Below are 2,198 nucleotides of genomic sequence, written 5' to 3'. Positions count from 1 at the left end.
CAATACTGCTCGGTTAAGGAGAAATAGAGGGTAAAACAAAGAAAATAGTGTTCGCGGATGATTGACGCGAATAAAATAATGAGACTTACTTTTTCTCTTTGAGGCTATCGTACAAGTCCACCCAATTTTGACGAAGAGAGTCGATGCACTCAGTTAAGTAATCGATTTGGGTTCTTCTAGCTACGGAGAGGACAGCATTAATATGAGCAGGGCTTCCTGCCTTACCCAAATGCTTATATTTACTCAATTTGTTGGGTTGAGTTGTGGAAAAAATTGGTTTGGTAGCGTGTAATTTATAGTACCAATAAGCTTGCTTTTTCCCACGTGCTTGGTAACGCAAAACACAACAACCAGGTGGTGCTACTTCCCCTGAAGCCTGAATTTGTTGAATAGAGATTTGTAAAGTCGCAATGGCTTGTTGTAGGAGTTCGGCTCTAGAAATAATGTCAGAGTCAACCATCTGGCAAAACAAGAGTGCGTATAGTGATTAGGGAGGGGGTTGCAGTGTTCGCGGATAAATTACGCGAACAAAACTGATTTTAGCTTATATTATTTTACAGCTAAAATTAAACGTCAGTACCGTCTTGTTAATGTCACTTGTTAACTTTGAGGTTCAACAGCCCTACATTACCCCAAGCCAATTACTTCTGGCAATGGATAAAGTAATTCCATCTCAAACCATAACGAACGCAATTATCAGTACTTCTTCTGTTGGGCAACGACAACGAATACTTCCGACTCATGTAGTTGTGGTTTTGGTAATTGCCATGAGTTTTTGGTCATCGGACTCTGTTGTATCGGTGTTCAAAAATCTGATTCATGGTTTTGCCAGTTTACGAATACCGGAATTGATACGTTTTAAAACACCAACTTCTTCATCAATTACCGAAGCACGGCAACGAACCGGAGCATCTGTAATGACTCGTTTATTTGAGATGGTTGCAAAGCCATTAGCAACAGTTTTAACGCCAGGTGCTTTTTTGGGAGGATTGAGAATAATGGCTGTAGATGGGACAGTAATGGACATTCCCGATACTCAAGAAAACGCCAGAGTATTTGGTTATCCTGGTTCTCGCCCTGGCACATATCCGGCATTCCCGAAAGCTAGGTTAGTTTTTTTGGTGGAAGCAGGTACTCATTTAATTACCGATGCATTCATTAGTCCTTATCGAATTGGTGAAAGAAAAGGAGCTTTAAAATTATTACGAAGTGTTAGTGATGGGATGTTGCTGATGTGGGATAGGGGACTACATTCATTCAAGATGGTTGATGCCGCAATTAAACAAAAATGCCATATTCTTGGACGTGTACCAGCTCACGTTAAATTCGAGGTTGTTCAAACTTTTGATGATGGTTCTTATAAGTCATGGATTGCACCGGATGGTCAGTCTAAAAAGAAAGGTGCAACCCGAATCCCAATCCGTGTAATTGAATATGTTGTTGAAGAGAATGGGATAGAAAAAGTTTATCGTCTGATTACCGATTTGATGGATATTAAGACTTTTCCTGCTTTACTTCTAGCGACTGAGTATCACCAGCGATGGGAAGCAGAGAATACTTTGGATGAATTAAAAGTTCATCTCAATGGTCGGAAAACTCCTATCCGCTCTAAAAATCCTCGTGAAGTAGTCCAAGAAATTTATGGCTGGTTACTGGGACATTATTGTATACGCTGTTTAATGTTTCAAAGTGCTGAGAAAGTAGGATTATCTCCATTACGTCTAAGTTTTACTGGCAGCCTTAGAGTGATTAGACGTGCTATCCCTTTGTTCCAGATTGCAGTAGAAATATTCCCAGATATTAATGTATTTTTTAGTTGGTTAACTGACGAAATTGTAGAGTTAAAAATTCCACCACCACAGCACAGAAGTAATCCCAGAGTCGTCAAGAAAACCCGCTCAAAATTTCAGAGTAAGAAACGATGTCATAGAAATAATGGCACTCCTCGACAACTATTATCCTTTCAAATTTTTAGGAAAGCAAGTTGAATACATCTATTATTTGGGCGATACAGTAAATTGTTCATCCTCAATTCATAGTTCAACAGGTTAAAAATCTTCTCAGCAATTGACAATTAAATTTTTCGAGAGTGCCTTCAGGTACAAGCAACGTTTTTAGCTGTTTTTGTTCTCGTAAGCCACACGCGAACAAATTATGATTTATTCCACTATCTATTTTCCCTTAACCGAGCAGTATTG

The 2,198-nt window shown here is 39.1% G+C and carries 2 protein-coding genes; one reads left to right on the top strand and one right to left on the bottom strand.

Annotated features, from left to right (window positions below; all coding sequences use genetic code 11):
• Positions 1-85: 85 nt before the first annotated feature.
• Positions 86-460: a hypothetical protein gene (locus GNF10_RS36500; protein WP_185584343.1), complete on the bottom strand. Its 375-nt coding sequence runs from the start codon at positions 458-460 to the stop codon at positions 86-88.
• Positions 461-590: 130 nt separating this feature from the next.
• Between GNF10_RS36500 and GNF10_RS36495 the strand changes: the two genes are divergently transcribed.
• Positions 591-1,988 (top strand): IS4 family transposase, encoded by a 1,398-nt coding sequence (locus GNF10_RS36495; protein WP_260446230.1) that lies wholly within the window; start codon positions 591-593, stop codon positions 1,986-1,988.
• Positions 1,989-2,198 lie beyond the last annotated feature (210 nt).

Source organism: Nostoc sp. UCD121, from assembly GCF_014222285.1.
Lineage (GTDB): Bacteria > Cyanobacteriota > Cyanobacteriia > Cyanobacteriales > Nostocaceae > Nostoc.
The sequence above is the reverse complement of the archived record's forward strand: the minus strand, read 5'-3'. Positions and strand labels throughout refer to the sequence as shown.

Bases quoted from the DNA above. Each gene is read 5' to 3' on its own strand.
- GNF10_RS36495 (WP_260446230.1), top strand. From the start codon at position 591: ATGTCACTTGTTAACTTTGAGGTTCAACAGCCCTACATTACCCCAAGC.
- GNF10_RS36500 (WP_185584343.1), bottom strand. From the start codon at position 460: ATGGTTGACTCTGACATTATTTCTAGAGCCGAACTCCTACAACAAGCC.